At 65.2% G+C, this 17666-nt stretch carries 17 protein-coding genes; 7 read left to right on the forward strand and 10 right to left on the reverse strand.

What is annotated here, in order from left to right; all coding sequences use genetic code 11:
- Positions 1–27 precede the first annotated feature (27 nt).
- Complete coding sequence (locus Q9316_RS11065; protein ID WP_306031671.1) at positions 28–780, reverse strand: pyridoxine 5'-phosphate synthase; 753 nt, start codon at positions 778–780, stop codon at positions 28–30.
- 243 nt (positions 781–1023) lie between these two features.
- Between Q9316_RS11065 and Q9316_RS11070 the strand changes: the two genes are divergently transcribed.
- Both Q9316_RS11070 and Q9316_RS11075 read left to right on the forward strand, forming a co-directional pair.
- A complete protein-coding gene (locus tag Q9316_RS11070) occupies positions 1024–2106 on the forward strand; it encodes a hypothetical protein (protein ID WP_306031672.1) in 1083 nt (360 codons plus the stop codon).
- A gap of 339 nt (positions 2107–2445) precedes the next feature.
- A complete protein-coding gene (locus tag Q9316_RS11075; RefSeq protein WP_371878001.1) occupies positions 2446–3123 on the forward strand; it encodes a MerR family transcriptional regulator in 678 nt (225 codons plus the stop codon).
- 73 nt (positions 3124–3196) lie between these two features.
- On the opposite strand, the gene Q9316_RS11080 is transcribed toward Q9316_RS11075, so the two are convergent.
- Positions 3197–4324 (reverse strand): ATP-dependent DNA helicase, encoded by a 1128-nt coding sequence (locus Q9316_RS11080; protein WP_306031674.1) that lies wholly within the window; start codon positions 4322–4324, stop codon positions 3197–3199.
- Between the two features lie 144 nt (positions 4325–4468).
- Here Q9316_RS11080 and Q9316_RS11085 point away from each other — a divergent pair, with 144 nt between their 5' ends.
- Positions 4469–5560: an AbrB family transcriptional regulator gene (locus Q9316_RS11085; protein WP_306031675.1), complete on the forward strand. Its 1092-nt coding sequence runs from the start codon at positions 4469–4471 to the stop codon at positions 5558–5560.
- On the opposite strand, the gene Q9316_RS11090 is transcribed toward Q9316_RS11085, so the two are convergent.
- From Q9316_RS11090 to Q9316_RS11105, 4 genes are all read right to left on the reverse strand, one after another.
- Positions 5557–5916, reverse strand: coding sequence for a nitrile hydratase accessory protein (locus tag Q9316_RS11090; protein ID WP_306031676.1), 360 nt, complete (start codon positions 5914–5916; stop codon positions 5557–5559). The two genes, Q9316_RS11085 and Q9316_RS11090, sit on opposite strands and share 4 nt — an antisense overlap.
- Positions 5903–6562: a nitrile hydratase subunit beta gene (gene nthB / locus Q9316_RS11095; protein WP_306031677.1), complete on the reverse strand. Its 660-nt coding sequence runs from the start codon at positions 6560–6562 to the stop codon at positions 5903–5905. The genes Q9316_RS11090 and nthB overlap by 14 nt, the downstream gene beginning before the upstream one ends.
- Positions 6559–7134, reverse strand: coding sequence for a nitrile hydratase subunit alpha (gene nthA / locus Q9316_RS11100; protein ID WP_306035276.1), 576 nt, complete (start codon positions 7132–7134; stop codon positions 6559–6561). The genes nthB and nthA overlap by 4 nt, the downstream gene beginning before the upstream one ends.
- Before the next feature lie 95 nt (positions 7135–7229).
- Positions 7230–7823: a LysE family translocator gene (locus tag Q9316_RS11105; protein WP_306031678.1), complete on the reverse strand. Its 594-nt coding sequence runs from the start codon at positions 7821–7823 to the stop codon at positions 7230–7232.
- 124 nt (positions 7824–7947) lie between these two features.
- On the opposite strand from Q9316_RS11105, the gene Q9316_RS11110 reads away from it, so the two are divergent.
- On the forward strand, positions 7948–8793 hold the full coding sequence (locus Q9316_RS11110; protein WP_306031679.1) for an aldo/keto reductase: 846 nt from the start codon (positions 7948–7950) through the stop codon (positions 8791–8793).
- A 65-nt stretch (positions 8794–8858) separates the two neighbouring features.
- Here Q9316_RS11110 and ilvN read toward each other — a convergent pair whose 3' ends face one another.
- Positions 8859–9431: an acetolactate synthase small subunit gene (gene ilvN / locus Q9316_RS11115; RefSeq protein WP_306031680.1), complete on the reverse strand. Its 573-nt coding sequence runs from the start codon at positions 9429–9431 to the stop codon at positions 8859–8861.
- A 17-nt stretch (positions 9432–9448) separates the two neighbouring features.
- Positions 9449–11227 (reverse strand): acetolactate synthase 3 large subunit, encoded by a 1779-nt coding sequence (locus Q9316_RS11120; RefSeq protein WP_306031681.1) that lies wholly within the window; start codon positions 11225–11227, stop codon positions 9449–9451.
- 370 nt (positions 11228–11597) lie between these two features.
- Between Q9316_RS11120 and Q9316_RS11125 the strand changes: the two genes are divergently transcribed.
- Positions 11598–13622 (forward strand): ATP-binding protein, encoded by a 2025-nt coding sequence (locus tag Q9316_RS11125; RefSeq protein WP_371878002.1) that lies wholly within the window; start codon positions 11598–11600, stop codon positions 13620–13622.
- A 43-nt stretch (positions 13623–13665) separates the two neighbouring features.
- Here the strand turns inward: Q9316_RS11125 and miaA are convergent, their stop codons facing one another.
- Positions 13666–14574 (reverse strand): tRNA (adenosine(37)-N6)-dimethylallyltransferase MiaA, encoded by a 909-nt coding sequence (miaA, locus tag Q9316_RS11130; RefSeq protein ID WP_306031683.1) that lies wholly within the window; start codon positions 14572–14574, stop codon positions 13666–13668.
- On the opposite strand from miaA, the gene serB reads away from it, so the two are divergent.
- Together serB and Q9316_RS11140 are read left to right on the forward strand one after the other, a co-directional pair.
- The gene (serB, locus tag Q9316_RS11135; RefSeq protein ID WP_306031684.1) at positions 14573–15466 is read left to right on the forward strand and encodes a phosphoserine phosphatase SerB; all 894 of its coding nucleotides are present in this window, start codon (positions 14573–14575) and stop codon (positions 15464–15466) included. The two genes, miaA and serB, sit on opposite strands and share 2 nt — an antisense overlap.
- The gene (locus tag Q9316_RS11140) at positions 15463–16026 is read left to right on the forward strand and encodes a GNAT family N-acetyltransferase (RefSeq protein ID WP_306031685.1); all 564 of its coding nucleotides are present in this window, start codon (positions 15463–15465) and stop codon (positions 16024–16026) included. Before serB ends, Q9316_RS11140 begins: the two co-directional genes overlap by 4 nt.
- A 72-nt stretch (positions 16027–16098) precedes the next feature.
- Here the strand turns inward: Q9316_RS11140 and Q9316_RS11145 are convergent, their stop codons facing one another.
- The gene (locus Q9316_RS11145) at positions 16099–17640 is read right to left on the reverse strand and encodes a DegQ family serine endoprotease (RefSeq protein ID WP_371877904.1); all 1542 of its coding nucleotides are present in this window, start codon (positions 17638–17640) and stop codon (positions 16099–16101) included.
- Positions 17641–17666: the final 26 nt, after the last annotated feature.

A 17666-nucleotide genomic window follows, 5' to 3' on the forward strand; every position in this document is an offset into this window, starting at 1 on the left:
CCCTCTCGGGGGCGCGCCGCGCGTCCCTCAGACGTCCTGACCGCAGGCGCGGCAGAAGCGGCGCACGCTTTCCGCCATGCCGTATTCCAGCGCGTCGGCCGTCAGGCCATGGCCGATCGACACTTCCGCAAGGCGCGGAATGCGGGCGACGAGCGCCGGCAGGTTGGCGACGGTCAGGTCGTGGCCGGCATTGACGTCGAGGCCGAGTTCGAAGGCGATGTCCGCCGTCTCGCCGAGCAGTTCGACGATGCGCGCCGCCTCCGCCGGATCGTCGTAGCAGCCGCCATAGGGGCCGGTATAGAGCTCGATCCGGTCCGCGCCGAGCTCGCGCGCGATGGTCAGCGCCTCGCGGTCCGGCTCGCCGTCGGCGAAGACGGAAACGCGCAGGCCCAGCTTCTTCAGCCGGCCGACGATGTTGCCGAGCAGGTTGTGGTTCTTGCGGAAATCCCAGCCATGGTCGGACGTCGCCTGCGCCGGATCGTCCGGCACCAGCGTCACCTGTTCGGGACGGTGCTCCTCGACGAGGCGCATGAAGCTCTCCTCGGGAAAGCCCTCGATGTTGAATTCCGTGTCGGAAAACTCGGTATCGATCAACGCGCGGATAGGCGCGAGATCGCTGAAGCGCACATGCCGCTGGTCCGGCCGGGGGTGGACGGTCAGCCCGCTGGCGCCTGCCTCGAGCGCAATCCGGCCGAGGCCGGTGACGCTCGGCCAGGGCAGATCCCGGCGGTTGCGCAGCATGGCGATGGCGTTGAGATTGACCGACAGTTTCGCAGGCATGACGACGCGGGCTCCTATTGCTGCTTCAACGTCTAGCCTGTTGTTTCCACAAGGGCAATCACGGCAAATGTCACGGCGACAAGCCCTTCGGGAGAATTGGCGGCCCCACGCCCACTTGACCCTTGCCGATCATCAAGAATCACCGGTAAACTCCCCGTGATTTTTGGGGATGGCGCGCGTTCGCGCCAGCGGGGGAACGGAAGGGCATCAGGCAAAGGCGATGGTCTCCTCAGTGGCGTCACCATGAGCAGGACCGACAGGCCGGCGTGCGAGCACGTCCGGCACGCTTTGGCTGAAATCATCGCCAGTGAGGCCTTTGCCCGCTCGGAACGCTTGCGCTCGTTTCTCTCCTACATCGTCGACAAGGAACTCTCCGGCAAGGCCGCCCATCTCAAGGGCTACAGCATCGGCATCGACGTGTTCGGACGGTCGCACGGCTTCGATGCCGGCAACGATCCGCTGGTGCGCGTACAGGCCGGCAAGCTGCGAAAGCTGCTGGAACACTACTACGAGACCGAGGGCGCCGCGGCATGCCTGCGCATTCGCGTTCCCCTCGGCAGCTACGTTCCTGAGTACAGCCTCGTCGGCGGGACGCAGGACGCCAAGGGGGCGATGCCCCCTTGCGATCCCGCAGCGGCTCCCCGCAGCATACGGCAGAAGCCGGCGGCACGCCGGTCATGGCTCCCCGCCCCCGCCTCTTCGCCGATCGCGCTGTTTTCGCTGCTGCCGCTGCTGTTCCTCGCCCCTTCCGTCTACCCTGACACCACCAATGCCGCGATCGCCAGCGCCCAGCGGGTGCTGTCGGTGCAGACGGTGCTGTCCGGCCGGGCCGTGCCGCAACTGCACATCCAGCAATGCTGGCCGACCGGAGGCGATTGCAATGCGCTCGCCCAGGCGATCGCGAATTCCGCCGGCTACCACCGGACCGTGGATCTCGTCGAACAGCAGGAGACGCGGGAGACCCGGTCGCTCTCCTATACGATCCGCATCGAGAACAGGGCAGATGGCGGCGGGATCTACGCGCGGTTGATCCACGAACAGTCCGGCGTGACGGTCTATGCGCGGCACTTCTCCCGCGCACAGTTGCGCAGCGAGGCCGGCCTTGCCTACGAGGCGGTGACCTTTGCGGCGCGCGCGCTTTCCGCGAGCGGCCCGCTCTACCGTCATGCCATGCAGGCCGGCATCGCCAGCGACATGATGCGATGCCTTGCGCTGGAAGAGCAGAAGCCACCGCGCGGACTGCCCTATCGGCAGGCCGCCGGATGCTCGACGGGCGCACCCGCCGCGCTGGCCGATGCCGCCGCCGGAACGCCGCCGGTGCGATAGTCCGGTGGAACCGCACACGGCTCTACAACCGACCACAGGAAATACATCCCTAGATATAGCGATATGCATACCTATGCCGAGTGCCTATTTTAGCAGGATGGGCGGACTGGTAGTGTTTACCGCTCGGGTTGACGATCCGGCGCAATACATTTGCAAACAGGATCGGAAACCGCGGCACAATCGTATACACTCTGCCGGAATTGCACAGGCCGGCAGACATGTTGCGATGCAGGGTACTATCCGCCGTTTCGACATCCATCCTTCGCGGGGAAGATGGTCTCGCGCCGGCGTCGGGGGTAATGACATGACCAGACTTCTTTTTCGCGGGTGGCTTTCATGATGACCAATGAGTCGAAGAAAGCCGAGGCCCGCGCGGGCGCGCGCAAATCCATCCGTTTCCTGCCGGTTGCGCCGCTGCCGGAAAACCTGCCGGACGGCCGCCTTGCCATCGCCGACATGGCGAACGCCTTCGGCGTGACCCACCGCACGCTGCATTTCTACGAGGAAAAGGGGCTCCTGACTGCAGCGCGCGTCGGGCCCATGCGGGTCTACGGCCCGACGGAAATCCAGCAGATGGCCGTGGTCAACACCTGCCGCGAGACGGGCATGCCGGTCGCCGTGATCCAGGAACTGCTGGAGCGCCTTTCGGCCGCTGAAAGCCAGGAAGAGGCCGACGGCATCTTTCGCACGGCGATGACCGCGCGCAAGCGCGAGCTCGCCGCCCAGCAATCGACGATCCGCCGGCAGATGCAGCAGATCAACGAACTCCTGGATTTCAGCGCCGCGCACGAGGCCGAAACAAACGACAATATCCAGCAGGCCAACCTTTCCCCGGTGGAGCTGCGCTGTCTCGCCCTGATGGCCGAAGGCTACCCCACGAGCCGAATCGCCCGCGCGCTCGAGATCGAGCCCGGCGAAGTGCAGGTGATGGAAAAGAACATCATCGCCAAATTCAGCAGCAACAACCGTTTCCAGGCCGTCGCAAAGGCGGTCATGCTCGGGATCGTCGGCCACTGAGGCCGACGGTATGAGCCGGACATGATGACCGGCTCCGTTCATCCGCTTGCCTGCAAGCGGCCCGCCGTGCGGATTACCGTACGACGGTAAGCGTTTCCGCGGCGCGCGTAATGGCAGTGTAGAGCCAGCGTTCGCGCGTGTCGCGGAAGGCGAAACTCTCGTCGAACAGCACGACATTGTTCCACTGCGAGCCCTGCGCCTTGTGCACGGTCAGCGCATAGCCGAAATCGAACTCGTCGTAGCGCTTGCGCGTCGACCACGGAATTTCTTCCTCGATATTCTCGAAGGCGGCTTTCAGCAGCTTGATCTTGGCCGCGCCGCGATCCATGTCGTCGTCTTCCGGACGGATCATCAGGTTGATGCCGGGCTTCACCGTTTCCTTGGACGAACTCATCACCTGCCAGAGCGAGCCGTTGAGCAGGCCCTTGGCGGGATCGTTGCGCAGGCATACCAGTTTGTCGCCGGATTGCGGATAGTCGGTGGTAAAGCCCTTCAACTCGCGCAGACGCTGGTTGTAGCGCCGCCGGGTCCGGTTGGTGCCGACGAGCACCTGGTCGGCATCGAGCACGAGCGACTGGTCCACTTCGTTGCGGCCGATGACGCGCGCCGCGCCGTACTCGCCATAGCCGATATCCTTGCCCTCGCGCACCTGCATGGCGAGGTCGATGATCGGATTGTCGCGCGCCTGCCGATGGATCTCCGTCAACAGGTAGTCCGGTTCTTGGTTGGTGAAATAGCCGCCGCCGGAAACGGGCGGAAGCTGGCCGGGATCGCCGAGCACGAGGATCGGCGTACCGAAGCTCATCAGGTCCCGTCCGAGCGCTTCATCCACCATGGAGCATTCGTCGACGACGACGAGCGCGGCTTTCGCGACCGGGCTCTGGCGGTTGATGGAAAACATCGGCGAGATCGAGGTCTTGCCCGTCTCCTCGTCCGACACTTCCTCCTCGCCGCGCGGGCGATAGATCAGCGAGTGGATGGTCTTGGCGTTGGTCGCGCCCTTGGAGCGCAGCACCTGCGCCGCCTTGCCGGTGAAAGCGGCGAACAGCACCTCGCCGTCGACATTCTCGGCGAAATGGCGCGCAAGCGTCGTCTTGCCGGTGCCAGCATAGCCGAACAGCCGGAACAGCGGCTCCCGCCCTTCCTTCAGCCATCGCGCGACGGCCTTGAGGGCTTCATCCTGTTGGGGTGCGAATTCCATCCCCGGACTTGGCAGGATTCGCCGCCGCGAAGCAAGAGGGCATCGCCGCTTCGCCCTTTGCCGGGCAAATGCCTCCCCCCTTATTTGGCCCTGTTCGCCAATGCCTCGTCACGCTATGGAGAGCGCAACCTCCGGAGCGATGACTTGCCCCCAGCCTCTCGACCCCCGAATGACGGAACGAACGCGCCGACCGGTTTCGGCCGGTTGCCGGCGCCGCTGCAATGGGGTCTCGTCGCCTGTCTTTCCGTCCTCACCACCGTTCCCTTGGAAGCGGCAGGCTTTCCCGCCGCCCTCCTCATGGGGCCGATGCTGGCGGGCATCTTCGTGGCGCTCGGCGGCGGCTCGATCCGCCTGCCGCGCATCTTCTTCTTCGCCGTGCAGGTCGTGCTGGCGCTGATCATCGCGACCATGGTCTCGCAGGATTTCGTCGGCACCTTCCTGGAAAACTGGCCGCTGATGCTGCTCGTCGTCGTGTCGGTGATCAGCGTCAGCACGCTTTCCGGCTGGCTGATCGCTCGCACCGGTATCCTGCCCGGCACCACGGCGATCTGGGGCTCGTCCGCCGGCGCCGCCTCCACCATGATGATCATGGCCGAAGCCTACGGCGCGGACGCCCGCCTCGTCGCCTTCATGCAATATCTGCGCGTCGTCTTCGTCGCGAGCTTTGCAACGCTCGTCGCCCATTTCGGTGGCCATGACGGCGCGGCGATGCCGCCGCATGCATGGTTCGAGCCGGTGCCGATGCTGCCGCTCGCCGCCATGCTGGCGGTCGGCATTCTCGCCGGCCTTGCCGGGCAGAAGCTGCGCATTCCGGCCGGCGCCTTCCTCGTGCCCTTCGCCCTCGCCTCGGTGCTGAATTCCTCGGGCACGGTGACGATCGTGCTGCCGCAATGGCTGCTCGTCATCGCCTTCACCCTGCTCGGCTGGAACATCGGTCTCGGCTTCACGCGCGCCATCCTGCTTCATGCACGCCGCGCCCTTCTGCCGACCGTCGCCTCCATCATCGCGCTGATCAGCTTTTCCGGCCTGCTCGCCGGCCTGCTGATCCTCGTCCTCGGCATCGATCCACTGACCGCCTATCTCGCGACAAGCCCCGGCGGCCTCGACTCCATCGCCGTCATCGCCGCCTCCAGCAAGGTCGACGTTGCCTTCGTCATGACATTGCAGACGGCGCGGCTGATCCTCGTGACACTCATCGGGCCCTGGCTCGCCCGCTTCCTCGCGGATCGGTCTTAACCCGGCGCGTTTTCGAGAAGAATGGGGCTGCCATGCGGCGTCGCTTCGGCCGCGCGGGCCCAGCGCTCCGAAAGCGCCGCCTGTTCCGCCTCGCTCGCGACGCCCCGCTCTGAGAGCAGCCCGGCAAGCGCCGCGACCCAGCAATCGAAATAATCGGCGCCATCCTCGGCCCGCCCCGGCCGGTGCACCTCGCGCGACAATGCCTCCGCCCAGTCCGCCCAGGTGAAGACGCCCTGCTCGTGCAGGCGCACGGTCATGGCAAAGGCCTGCGCCTGCCAAGGTTCGGCAAAGACCGGATCGCCCTCGGCGGATTTCGGCAGGCCAGGCGAGTCAGCGAGCGTTTCACACCGGCTCAAGATAGCTCTCCCAGGCATCGATCGAGACCGTCAGTCCCGGTTCCGCCCCCTCGCCCCAGATCTCCGCGCCGTCGAAGACTACGGTATAGACCCATTGCGGGTTTTCGCCCTTGCCGTGCGCATTCTCATCGGGAAAGACGAACGAACCTTGAACCGCCTCGATCACCCCTACCTTTTCGCGCGCATAGCGCGGCAGGCGGGTATGGGTCGCCGGGTTGAAATTGCGGGTACGCACGCGCTCGCCGGCGTCAAAGCGCGGTGTCGTGTCGAGCGGCCGGTCGCAAGGCCCGCCCTTGGCGAGCACCGCCGGCACCATGTCCGCCTTGAGCACGCGTTTGGGCTCGGCGCCCTTCTCCATCTTCCGTCCCTCGGCCAGTTCCCCGGCGCTGACGAAGCCGTGGCGCTGAAGCAGCGTTTCCAGCGCGCGGATCCAGATCTCGTAATAACTGGCGGAAAGATAGGTTGCAGGCGGGATGTTCTCGCGGGCGTGGCGGCTTTCGTCGATGTTCCAGGCCCCGAAGGCGCCGCAGGAGAGCGTCACGCCGAGCGCCCGCTTCTCCCAATCGGCGTGGAAGATCGGTTCGTTCCGCTCCGGCGCGACCGGGCCGAAACCGTGCAGGCCGCCGAGGTCGTGCGGCCCGTTCATGGCTGTGCCTCCGGCGGGAGCGCAAGGCCGGTGCCGATCATCGCATCGCGCGTCACGAGGTCCGCCAGCGCCTCCTGGTCCAGTCCTTCCGTGCCGGCCGGGCGCTCGGGAACCACGAGATAGCGCAGTTCCGCCGTCGAATCCCATACGCGGATTTTCGTGTCAGAGGGCAGCGTCACGCCGAATTCCGCCAGCACGCCGCGTGGATCCATGACCGCCCGCGACCGGTAGGCCGGCGCCTTGTACCAGACGGGCGGCAGGCCAAGCACGGACCAGGGATAACAGGAGCAGAGCGTGCAGACGACGAGATTGTGGGTTTCCGCGTCGTTGAAGACGGCGCGCATATGCTCGCCCTGCCGGCCGGTATAGCCGAGGCTGGCAATCGCCGCGGTCGCATCCCGCTTCAACCAGTCGGCGAAATCCGGCTCCGCCCAGGCCTTGGCAACGACGCGCGCGCCGTTGCGCGGGCCGATCTTCGTCTCGTAGGTATCGACGATGACGTCGATCGCCTTCGGATCGATCAACCCCTTCTCCGTCAGGATGGTTTCGAGCGCGCGCACCCGCGCTTCCATCGGCGAGAAATGGTTGTCGTGGTGATGATGGTCGTCGTGATCGTGATCGTGCGGCGGCAAGGCGCTTTCCTCCGGCTTTGCCTATTCATAGTCCGCTAGCGCAGCATCGGCCAGAGGCTCGCGACGAGCAGGAGCGCCATGGTGATGTTGAACCATTTGAGCCGCACGGGAACGGAAAGCCATTCGCGCAGCGCCGAGCCGAAACCGGCCCAGGTGGAGACGCTCGGGAAATTGACGATGGCGAAGGCGACGCCGACGATGAGCACGCTCATCGTGTAGTTCGCCGCATTCGTATAGGTCGCCATGGCGGAAACGGCCATGACCCAGGCCTTCGGATTGACCCACTGGAAGGCGGCCGCCTCCAGGAAGCTCATGGGACGGGCGCCCGTCTTGCCCTCGCCGATGCTGCGGGACGTGCCGATCTTCCAGGCGATCCAGACGAGATAGGCCCCGCCGGCGAACTTCAGCAGCGTATAGACCAGCGGCACGGCCTCCAGCAGCGCGCCAAGCCCGAAACCGACGGCGAGCAGCAGCACGAGGAAGCCGACACCGATGCCGCACATATGCGGGATCGTGCGCACGAAGCCGAAGTTCACGCCCGAGGCGAAGAGCATCATGTTGTTCGGGCCGGGCGTGATGGACGTGGTGAAGGCGAAGACCAGCAGCGTCAGAAAGATTTCGATCTGCATGGCAGCTCTTGTTATCCGGATTGTTTTTTCCGATTGATAATCCATCTCTAGGCAACGGCCAGCCAATTCTTGTCATGCAGACAATTCGAAAAGGATGCATGGCGCATGCAGACGGGAGCATAGCATGAAAGCGGAACTACCGGCAGTGACCCTTCCCGGCGGACGGCAGGTGCCGGCGCTCGGCCTCGGCACCTGGCACATGGGCGAAGGCGAGGCTTCCCCCGCCGAGGAAGCCGCAAGCCTCAGGGCGGGGCTCGACCTCGGCATGACGGTCGTCGACACGGCGGAAATGTATGCCGACGGTGGGGCGGAGGAGGTCGTGGGAGAAGCGATCCGGGGCCGGCGCGACGAGGTCTTCCTCGTCAGCAAGGTGCTGCCCTACAATGCCAGCCGCGCCGGCACGATCGCCGCCTGCGAGGCTAGCCTGAAACGGCTCGGTACCGACCACGTCGAGCTCTATCTCCTGCACTGGCGCGGCCGCCATCCGCTCGCCGAGACCGTCGAGGCCTTCGAGACATTGAAGGCTCAGGGTAAGATCGGCGCCTGGGGCGTTTCCAACTTCGATGAAAGCGACATGAAGGAACTGCTCGGCGCGGCCGAACCCGCCCGGCCTTCTGCCAACCAGGTGCTCTACAACCTCGCCCGACGCGGCATCGAATACGACCTCCTGCGCTGGAGCCAAGTGCAGGGCATTCCCATCATGGCCTATTCGCCGCTCGATGAGGGACGCCTGATCGGCCATCCGGCGCTGGAGGAGATCGGCCGCATCCACAATGCCAGCTCCGCCCAGGTCGCCCTCGCCTTCCTGCTCACCAAGGCCGGCGTCATCGCCATCCCGAAATCCGGCTCGCCGGAGCGCGTGCGCGAGAATTTCCGTGCCGCCGAGATCCGCCTCACCTCGGAAGACCTGCGCCTTCTCGACGAAGCCTTCCCGCCGCCGACCCGCAAGCGGCCGCTGGAGATGATCTGAAATGAAAAAGGGGCTTTCCGCTGAAACGGAAAGCCCCTTTTCAGACAAAAATGAGGGGATCGTGCTCACATCCCCTGCGGGCCGCGGTTCATCGCGGCGATGCCGGTGCGGCATACTTCCACGAGGCCGAGCGGCTTCATGATCGCGACGAACTGGTCGATCTTGGAGGACTTTCCGGTGATCTCCAGGATGAAGTGCTCGGTGGTCGCATCGACGACCTTGGCATGGAAGGCATCGGCAAGGCGCAGCGTTTCCTGCCGCATCTCGCCGGAGCCGACGATCTTTACCAGCGCTACTTCCCGCTCGATCGGTCGTTCCTGGCCAAGCACCTTGGCGCGCACGGTAAGATCGACCACCCGGTGGACCGGCACGATGCGCTCGAGCTGCGACTTGATCTGTTCCAGAACGCTCGGCGTGCCACGCGTCACGATGGTGATGCGCGACAGGTGCGCCTCGTGCTCGGTCTCGGAGACCGTGAGGCTTTCGATATTGTAGCCGCGGCCGGAGAACAGGCCGATGACGCGGGCAAGGACGCCCGGCTCGTTGTCGACGAGCACGGAGAGCGTGTGGCTCTCCGCGACCTGCGTTTCTTTGGCGATGAAATAGGCGGAGCCCGTGGGCTGAAGGTGTGCGTTCATGGGTTCTCTACCTTATATCAAACGAGCTGGCGGCCCTTGGCGTCGATCGCGTTGGCGACCGCTTCGTCCGTGGCCTCGTCGGGCAGCAGCATTTCGTTATGCGCCTTGCCCGACGGGATCATGGGGAAGCAGTTCGTCAGGTTCGCGACGCGGCAGTCGAAGATGACCGGACGGTTGACGTCGATCATCTCCTGGATGGCGCCGTCGAGATCGCCCGGCTTGTCGCAGGCGATGCCGACGCCGCCATAGGCTTCCGCCAGCTTGACGAAATCCGGCATCGCTTCCGTATAGGAGTTCGAAAGGCGGTTGCCGTGCAGCAGCTGCTGCCACTGGCGCACCATGCCCATGTACTGGTTGTTCAGGATGAAGATCTTGACCGGCAGGTTATACTGCACGGCACAGCTCATTTCCTGGATGCACATCTGGATCGACGCGTCGCCGGCAATATCGATGACGAGGCTGTCGCGATGCGCGACCTGCACGCCGATCGCCGCCGGGAAGCCGTAGCCCATCGTGCCGAGGCCGCCCGAGGTCATCCAGCGGTTCGGATGCTCGAAGCCGTAGAACTGCGCGGCCCACATCTGGTGCTGGCCGACTTCCGTCGTGATGTAGGTGTCGCGGTCCTTGGTCAGCTCGTAGAGGCGCTGGATCGCGTATTGCGGCATGATGACGTCGTCGCTCGGCTTGTAGGCGAACGAATTGCGCGCACGCCACCGGGCGATCGAGGTCCACCAGTCGGCATGGATCGCCTTGTCGTAGTCCTTCGCGCCGGCCCGCCACAGGCGGACCATGTCCTCCAGGACATTGCCGACATCGCCCAGGATCGGAACGTCGGCGCGGACGTTCTTGTTGATCGAGGACGGGTCGATGTCGATGTGGATCTTCTTCGAGTTCGGCGAGAAGGCGTTGAGGCGGCCAGTGATGCGGTCGTCGAAGCGCGCGCCGACGCAGATCATGACGTCGCAGTCGTGCATCGCCATGTTCGCCTCGTAGGAGCCGTGCATGCCGAGCATGCCCAGCCAGTTCTTGCCGGAGGCCGGATAGGCGCCGAGGCCCATGAGCGTGGAGGTGATCGGGAAGCCGGTGATCTCGACCAGCTCGCGCAGCAGCCGGGAGGCCTCCGGGCCGGAATTGACGACGCCGCCGCCCGAATAGATGACCGGCCGGCGGGCTGTCTTCATCAGGCTGACAGCGGCCTCTATCATGCGGGCATCGCCGGAAATCTTCGGCTGGTAGCTCTTCTGGATCGGTGCGGCGGACGGCGGCGTATAGGTGCCGGTCGCGAACTGCACGTCCTTCGGGATATCGACGACGACCGGGCCGGGACGGCCGGACTGGGCGACGCGGAAAGCCTCATGGATGATGCGGGCAAGGTCGTTGACGTCCTTGACCAGCCAGTTGTGCTTGGTGCAGGGGCGCGTGATGCCGACCGTATCGCATTCCTGGAAGGCATCCGAACCGATGAGCGTGGTCGGAACCTGACCGGTGAGGCAGACGAGCGGGATGGAATCCATCAGGGCATCCTGCAGCGGCGTGACGGCATTCGTCGCGCCCGGGCCGGAGGTGACGAGCATGACGCCGACCTTGCCGGTGGAGCGGGCGTAGCCTTCGGCCATGTGGCCGGCGCCCTGCTCGTGACGCACGAGGATGTGCTCGATGTCGTCCTGCTGGAAGATCTCGTCATAGATCGGCAGGACGGCACCGCCCGGATAGCCGAAGATATGTTCGACGCCATTGTCTTTCAGGGCCTGCAAGACAATTTCGGCGCCCGTCATCTGATTTTCTGTTCCGCTCATCGGATTTCCGTCCGTCTCTTTTTGCATTTCGGGTGATTATCGAATTTCTGGGCATAAAAAAAGGCCCCCTGGAGGAGCCTGCTTACCGCGCATGGGTGCTTTCGCCGGATGGTTACACCACCCTGCCCATGCGCGTTCCCACCACAAGAATAATAGAAGTCAGATTTTTCATGGGGCGGATTGTTAGCCACAAAGGCGCGGCGCGTCAACGCTTTTCCGGTTGTTTCGAAACGGCACGGTTTCGGCCCGCGTCGGCAAGCGGCGGCCGGAAGCTGGCTCAACCCGAAACGTCTTATTAAGCGGCTCCCGGTAAGGTTGAGGTTGATGGCAAGGAGTGCCGTGATTGCTCAACAATGACCTTCAGAGTTCCATGGCGGCCGGCGAACAGGAGCGCCGGGACGGCGTGGCGGCCGGGAACCGGCTGCTCGGCCGCGTCGTCGCGTGCAGCGGCTCGCGCGCCACCATCAGCGCGATCGCCGAAGGCGGGCAGACGGCACTCACCGAACTCTGGGCCGTCGGCCGGCTCATTTCCATTTCCGTCGGCCGCAACCGCGTCGTCGCCCTCGTCTACGCCATGTCCACCGACCAGCAGAACTGGTCGGAAAACCGCGACACGATCTTTCGCGTCGAGGTCGAACTCCTGGGCGAGGTTCATGTCGGCGCCGACGGACGCGAGGAGTTTTCCGCAGGGATCACCGACTATCCGCATCTCGGCGCCATCGCCCACCGCATCCGCGCGTCCGATCTCGCCAAGGTCTACGACAGCGGCAAGAACGACGTCTGCACCATCGGCAAGCTGACGCAGGACGAAAGCCTCGACGCCACGATTCACGTCCCGTCCATGCTGGAGAAGCATTTCGCCATCGTCGGCACGACGGGCGTCGGCAAGTCCACCGCCGTGACCCTCCTGCTGCACAAGGCGATCCAGTCCGATCCCAAGCTGCGCGTGCTCATCCTCGATCCGCACAACGAATTCGCGGCCGCCTTTGGTGATCTGGCGGTCGTCATCGACACCGATACGCTGGACCTGCCGTTCTGGCTGTTCAGGCTGGAGGAGTTCGCCGAAGTCGTCTTCCGCGGTCGCCCACCCGTCGCCGAGGAAATGGACATCCTGCGCGACCTCATTCCCGAAGCCAAACGCGCCTTCCGAGGGTCGACGGAAAACGGGCTGATGCGGCGGACGAGCGAGAAAAGCTCGATCACCGCCGACACGCCTGTCCCGTTCCGTATCGCGGACCTGCTGGCCCTGGTCGACGAGCGCATCGGACGCCTGGAAGGCCGGGCGGAGAAGCCGCATTTGCGCTCGCTCAAGGTCAAGATCATGTCGGCGATCAACGACCCGCGCTACCACTTCATGTTCTCCTCCAACACGATCACCGACACGATCCTCGACACGATCGCCCGCATCTTCCGCATTCCGGGCGACGGCCGGCCGGTGACGACCTTCCAGCTCGCCGGCATTCCCTCGGAGGTCGTCAATTCGGTCGCCTCCGTGCTCTGCCGCATGGCCTTCGAGATCGGTCTGTGGAGCAATGGCGGCGTGCATATGCTGGTCGTCTGCGAAGAGGCGCACCGCTACGTGCCGGCCGATCCGAAGCTCGGCTTCACGCCGACGCGTCAGGCCATCGCCCGCATCGCCAAGGAAGGCCGCAAATACGGCGTCTCGCTCGGCATCATCACCCAGCGCCCCGGCGAACTCGATCCGACGATCCTGTCGCAATGCTCGACGATCTTCGCCATGCGCCTTGCCAACGACCACGACCAGGAGATCATCCGCTCGGCGATCCCGAACTCCTCCTCCTCGACGACGAGCTTCATATCCTCGATCGGCAACGGCGAGGCGATCGCCTTCGGCGAGGCCGTCGCCGTGCCGATGCGCATGCGCTTCTCCCGCGTCGAGGAGAACCGCCTGCCGAAGGCAAACGGGACGGCCGTCGTTGCAATGAGCGAGGACACGCCGCAAAGCGTGGACCTGCGCTCCATCGTCTCGCGCATGCGGGCGGTCTCGGGCCCGGACATTTCCGGCTTCCAGAATTCCTACATCGCCGCGCAGAGCACCCCGTTGTCGACCGGCTACGAGGATGCGCCCTACGAGGACGCGGAAGACTATATCGAGACGCTGCGCAATGCGTCCGACACGCGGCCGGCGTCCGTGCACGAGCCCTACCGCCCGGACATGCTGCCCGGCGCGCAGGGAGCCTACCAGCCCTCGACGCAGGAACGTTTCGAGACGATCCGCCGCGAGCTCGCCGAGCCGCAGCGCCCCGCTCCCGATCCCTACCACCAGCCGTCGCGCCCCGCGCCCGCCTTCGGCGAGCAGCAGGAGCCGCGCCGCGAAGGCTCCATCCGCGAGCAGCTTCTCAAGAAGCCCCTCAGCAGCCTGATCCGGCGCTAAAGCGCGTCGCGATCTTTCAGATTCGCTCTTCGGGAGACATGCTTTAAACCTCAACCAGCGGATCGATCCGCCGCCAGGTCTCGTCGAGCTGGTTGCGGAACCAGGTCATCTGCCGCTTGGCATATTGCCTCGTCGCCGCGGCCCCGCGTTCGATGACCTGCGCTTCGCTCATCTCCCCGGCCAGCATGGCCGTGATCTGCGGCACGCCGATCGCCTTCATCACCGGCATGGCGGGCGGAAGATCGAGGGCCAGCAGGGCCTTCACTTCCTCCACCGCGCCGGCTTGCATCATCATGCCGAAACGGCGGTCGATGCGGGCGGCCAGAACGGCGCGGTCTGGCAGGACGACGATCTTTTCCGCCCGGTCAGGATCGATGACCGCCGGCCCCAATGCTGCCTGGAAGGCGGAGATCGACTTCCCGGTCGCCTCCAGCACTTCGAGCGCCCGCACGATGCGCTGGCCGTCGCCCGGCATGAGCCGCGCCGCCGTTTGCGGATCCCGTTCGGCAAGCGCCCGATGCAGCGCCTCGGCACCCTCTGCGGCAAGCCGGCTGCGCATGCGCGCGCGCACCGCGTCGGGAATGGCGGGCATATCCGACAGGCCGCCCGTCAGCGCGCGAAAATAAAGCCCGGTGCCGCCGACGAAGACCGGAAGCTTTTCCCGCGCACGCAGTTCGGCAACAACGGCCGTCGCCTCGCGCAGCCAGTCGCCGGTGGAATAGGCGGCGCCGGCCGGCACATGGCCGTAGAGGCGATGCTCGATTCCGCCCATATCGGCCGGCTGTGGACGCGCCGTCAGGATATCGAGCGTGTCGTAGACCTGCATGCTGTCCGCATTGACCACCACGCCGTCGTGCGCGCGCGCCAGCCGCACCGCCAGTGCGGACTTGCCGCTCGCCGTCGGGCCCGTTATCAGGATCGCGTCCCGCTTTCGATCAAGGTTTCTCATCATGGCTTTCGTTGCCACGCTTGTCGCCAATCCGTCAAATCCTGTTCTGACCGCCGACATCGCCGAAAAGGCCGCCGACGCGGTCAGGGCCTCCGGCCTCTATTGGCTTGCCGACGGCATCGCCTGCGACATCGCGCTGCGCGACGACACCGACCTTGCGGCCGCGCGCGACACGATCCTTGCCGCCATCGGCAACGCACCGATCGATCTCGCCATTCAGGAGGCAGAGACGCGGCGCAAGAAGCTGCTGATCGCCGACATGGATTCGACGATGATCGGCCAGGAATGCATCGACGAGCTTGCCGCCGAAGTCGGGCTCAAGGACAAGGTCGCGACGATCACCGCGCGCGCCATGAACGGCGAGATCGCCTTCGAGCCAGCGCTCCGCGAGCGTGTCGCCTTGCTGAAGGGCCTGCCGGTCTCCGTCATCGACGAGGTCATCGCCAAGCGCATCACGCTGACGGCAGGCGGCAAGGAACTGGTCGCGACGATGAAGGCGAAAGGCTACTACACCGCCCTCGTCTCCGGCGGCTTCACCGTCTTCACCAGCCGCATCGCCGCGACGCTCGGCTTCGACGAGAACCGCGCCAACCTGCTGCTCGACGCCGACGGCAGGCTCACCGGCGAGGTCGCCGAGCCGATCCTCGGCAAGCAGGCCAAGGTGGATGCGCTGGTCGAGATTTCCGAACGGCTCGGCATCACGCCGGAAGAGGCCATGGCGGTCGGCGACGGCGCCAACGATCTCGGCATGCTGCACCTTTCGGGCGCCGGCGTCGCGCTGCACGCCAAGCCCGCCGTCGCGGCGGAGGCAAAGATCCGCATCGACCACGGCGACCTCACCGCCCTGCTCTACCTGCAAGGCTACCGCAAATCGGATTTCGTGACGCCCGAATGATCGTCGCCACGACCCCACGCCTCATCCTGCGCAATTGGGAAGAAAAGGACCGGGACCTTTTCCACGAAATCAATTCCGATCCTGTTGTCATGGAATTCTTCCCGTTCCTGCGGACGCGTGCCCAGTCGGACGAATTGTTCGATCGCATCCGCGGCGTCATCAAGCAGACCGGCCTCGGCTTCTTCGCCCTCGCTGACCGCGAGACGGACACAGCTATGGGCTTCTGCGGTCTCTCGCGCACGACCAGGCAGGAGCCTTACGTTGCTGACGGCAGCGTCGAGATCGGCTGGCGGCTGGCCCGCCGGTACTGGGGCCACGGCTACATAACCGAGGCGGCAGAAAAGCTGCTGGAATTCGGCTTCGACGAAAAAGGGCTCGACGAAATCGTCTCCTTCGCCGTCGCCGGCAACACGCGCTCCGTCGCCGTCATGCGACGCATCGGCATGCTCGATACTGGACGCGACTTCGACATGCCCGGCATCGACGATGCCCGCGCCGAGCTTCGCCGGCACGTGCTCTACACGATCGACCGCGCCGCCTGGCAGCAAAAAGGCCGCTGAAGCAAAGCTCCAGCGGCCCGATTCATTTTCTCGAAAACCACCGGCAAGCCCCTGAAGGGACTCGGCTTTCCGTCAGTCGATGCGCACGGTGATGTAGCGCAGCGCGCCGGTGTGGTTGGCGATCATCATCAGCGCGTTGCGCCGATCCTCCGACTTGAGCTTGGCGACGCGGGTCTTCACCTCATCCGCCGTCGTCACCGCCTCCTGGCCGATCTCGACGATGACGTCGCCCGGCACGATGCCGCGTTCGGCGGCGGCCGAATCCGGCGCGACCTCGGTGATCACCACGCCCTTGATGCTTTCGGCGATCTCGAAGGTCTTGCGCGCTTCCTCGTCGAGGTCGCCGATGCCCATGCCGAGCACCAGATCGGCCTTGGTCGGTTCGGCCTCGCCGCCGGTCTCGGGCGCGGTCCCCTCGTCCGTCGTGCCTTCGTCCTGCGTCACCTCTTCCTCGGCATCCGCCTCCTTCTCGCCGTCCTCGAGCCGGCCGAGTGTGACCTTGACGGTCATCTCCTTGCCGTTGCGCAGGAGCACGACATCGACGGCCTTGCCAACCGGGCTTTCGGCGACGACGCGCGGCAGATCGCGCATCTCGTCGACATCCTTGCCGTCGAAACGGATGATCACGTCGCCGGTCTCGATCGAGCCGTTGTCGACCGGCCCGCCCTTGATGATGCCAGCGACGAGCGCACCCTTGGCCTCGCTCATGCCGAGGCTTTCGGCAATGTCATCGCTGACCGGCTGGATGCGCACGCCGAGCCAGCCGCGCCGCGTCTCGCCGAAATCGCGAAGCTGCAGGAAGATGTTCTGCGCCAGTTCCGTCGGCACGGAGAAGCCGATGCCGATCGAACCGCCGGAGGGCGAGATGATCGCCGTGTTGATGCCGATGACCTCGCCCTTCATGTTGAACAGCGGGCCGCCGGAATTGCCGCGGTTGATGGCGGCGTCCGTCTGGATGAAGTTGTCGTAGGGCCCGGCATTGATGTTGCGGCCGCGCGCCGAGATGATGCCGACAGTCACCGAACCGCCGAGGCCGAATGGATTGCCGATCGCCATCACCCAGTCGCCGATGCGCATGGTGCGGGAATCGCCGAACGGCACGGCCTTCAGCGGCGATTTCGGCTCCACCTTCAAGAGCGCGAGGTCAGTCTTCGGGTCAGTGCCGACGAGCTTGGCCTTCAACTTGGAGCCGTTGGCGAAATTCACCTCGATATCGTCCGCGCCCTCGATGACGTGGTTGTTCGTGGCGATGAAGCCCGTGGGGTCGATGACGAAGCCCGAGCCGAGCGAATTGACGGTCTGCGGCTGGTTCGAGCCCTCACCGCCCTCGCCCTTGAAGAATTCGTCGAAGAAATCCTGGAAGGGCGAGCCTTCCGGCACCTGCGGAATGGGCGCCTTGTCGTCGCTCTTGACGTTCTGCGAGGTGGAAATGTTCACCACGGCATCCAGCAGGCCTTCCGCAAGGTCGGCGACCGACTCCGGGCCCGCGCCGGGCTTGCCCTGCGCGGCGGCCGGAACGGCGAACGGTCCTCCCGCGACCAGCGAAAAACTCATCGCGAGCGCGAGTGCCGCATGGGCAACGCTGGACCTCATCTTCAAAGCCATGTTCGGCATCCTCTTGTGCTGGCTGTCTTGGCGAG

This window comes from Shinella zoogloeoides, assembly GCF_030733845.1.
Lineage (GTDB): Bacteria > Pseudomonadota > Alphaproteobacteria > Rhizobiales > Rhizobiaceae > Shinella > Shinella zoogloeoides_C.

Bases quoted from the DNA above. Each gene is read 5' to 3' on its own strand.
- Q9316_RS11065 (WP_306031671.1), bottom strand. From the start codon at position 780: ATGCCTGCGAAACTGTCGGTCAATCTCAACGCCATCGCCATGCTGCGC.
- Q9316_RS11070 (WP_306031672.1), top strand. From the start codon at position 1,024: ATGAGCAGGACCGACAGGCCGGCGTGCGAGCACGTCCGGCACGCTTTG.
- Q9316_RS11075 (WP_371878001.1), top strand. From the start codon at position 2,446: ATGACCAATGAGTCGAAGAAAGCCGAGGCCCGCGCGGGCGCGCGCAAA.
- Q9316_RS11080 (WP_306031674.1), bottom strand. From the start codon at position 4,324: ATGGAATTCGCACCCCAACAGGATGAAGCCCTCAAGGCCGTCGCGCGA.
- nthB (WP_306031677.1), bottom strand. From the start codon at position 6,562: ATGAACGGGCCGCACGACCTCGGCGGCCTGCACGGTTTCGGCCCGGTC.
- nthA (WP_306035276.1), bottom strand. From the start codon at position 7,134: ATGGAAGCGCGGGTGCGCGCGCTCGAAACCATCCTGACGGAGAAGGGG.
- Q9316_RS11105 (WP_306031678.1), bottom strand. From the start codon at position 7,823: ATGCAGATCGAAATCTTTCTGACGCTGCTGGTCTTCGCCTTCACCACG.
- Q9316_RS11110 (WP_306031679.1), top strand. From the start codon at position 7,948: ATGAAAGCGGAACTACCGGCAGTGACCCTTCCCGGCGGACGGCAGGTG.
- ilvN (WP_306031680.1), bottom strand. From the start codon at position 9,431: ATGAACGCACACCTTCAGCCCACGGGCTCCGCCTATTTCATCGCCAAA.
- Q9316_RS11120 (WP_306031681.1), bottom strand. From the start codon at position 11,227: ATGAGCGGAACAGAAAATCAGATGACGGGCGCCGAAATTGTCTTGCAG.
- Q9316_RS11125 (WP_371878002.1), top strand. From the start codon at position 11,598: ATGGCGGCCGGCGAACAGGAGCGCCGGGACGGCGTGGCGGCCGGGAAC.
- serB (WP_306031684.1), top strand. From the start codon at position 14,573: ATGGCTTTCGTTGCCACGCTTGTCGCCAATCCGTCAAATCCTGTTCTG.
- miaA (WP_306031683.1), bottom strand. From the start codon at position 14,574: ATGATGAGAAACCTTGATCGAAAGCGGGACGCGATCCTGATAACGGGC.
- Q9316_RS11140 (WP_306031685.1), top strand. From the start codon at position 15,463: ATGATCGTCGCCACGACCCCACGCCTCATCCTGCGCAATTGGGAAGAA.
- Q9316_RS11145 (WP_371877904.1), bottom strand. From the start codon at position 17,640: ATGCCGAACATGGCTTTGAAGATGAGGTCCAGCGTTGCCCATGCGGCA.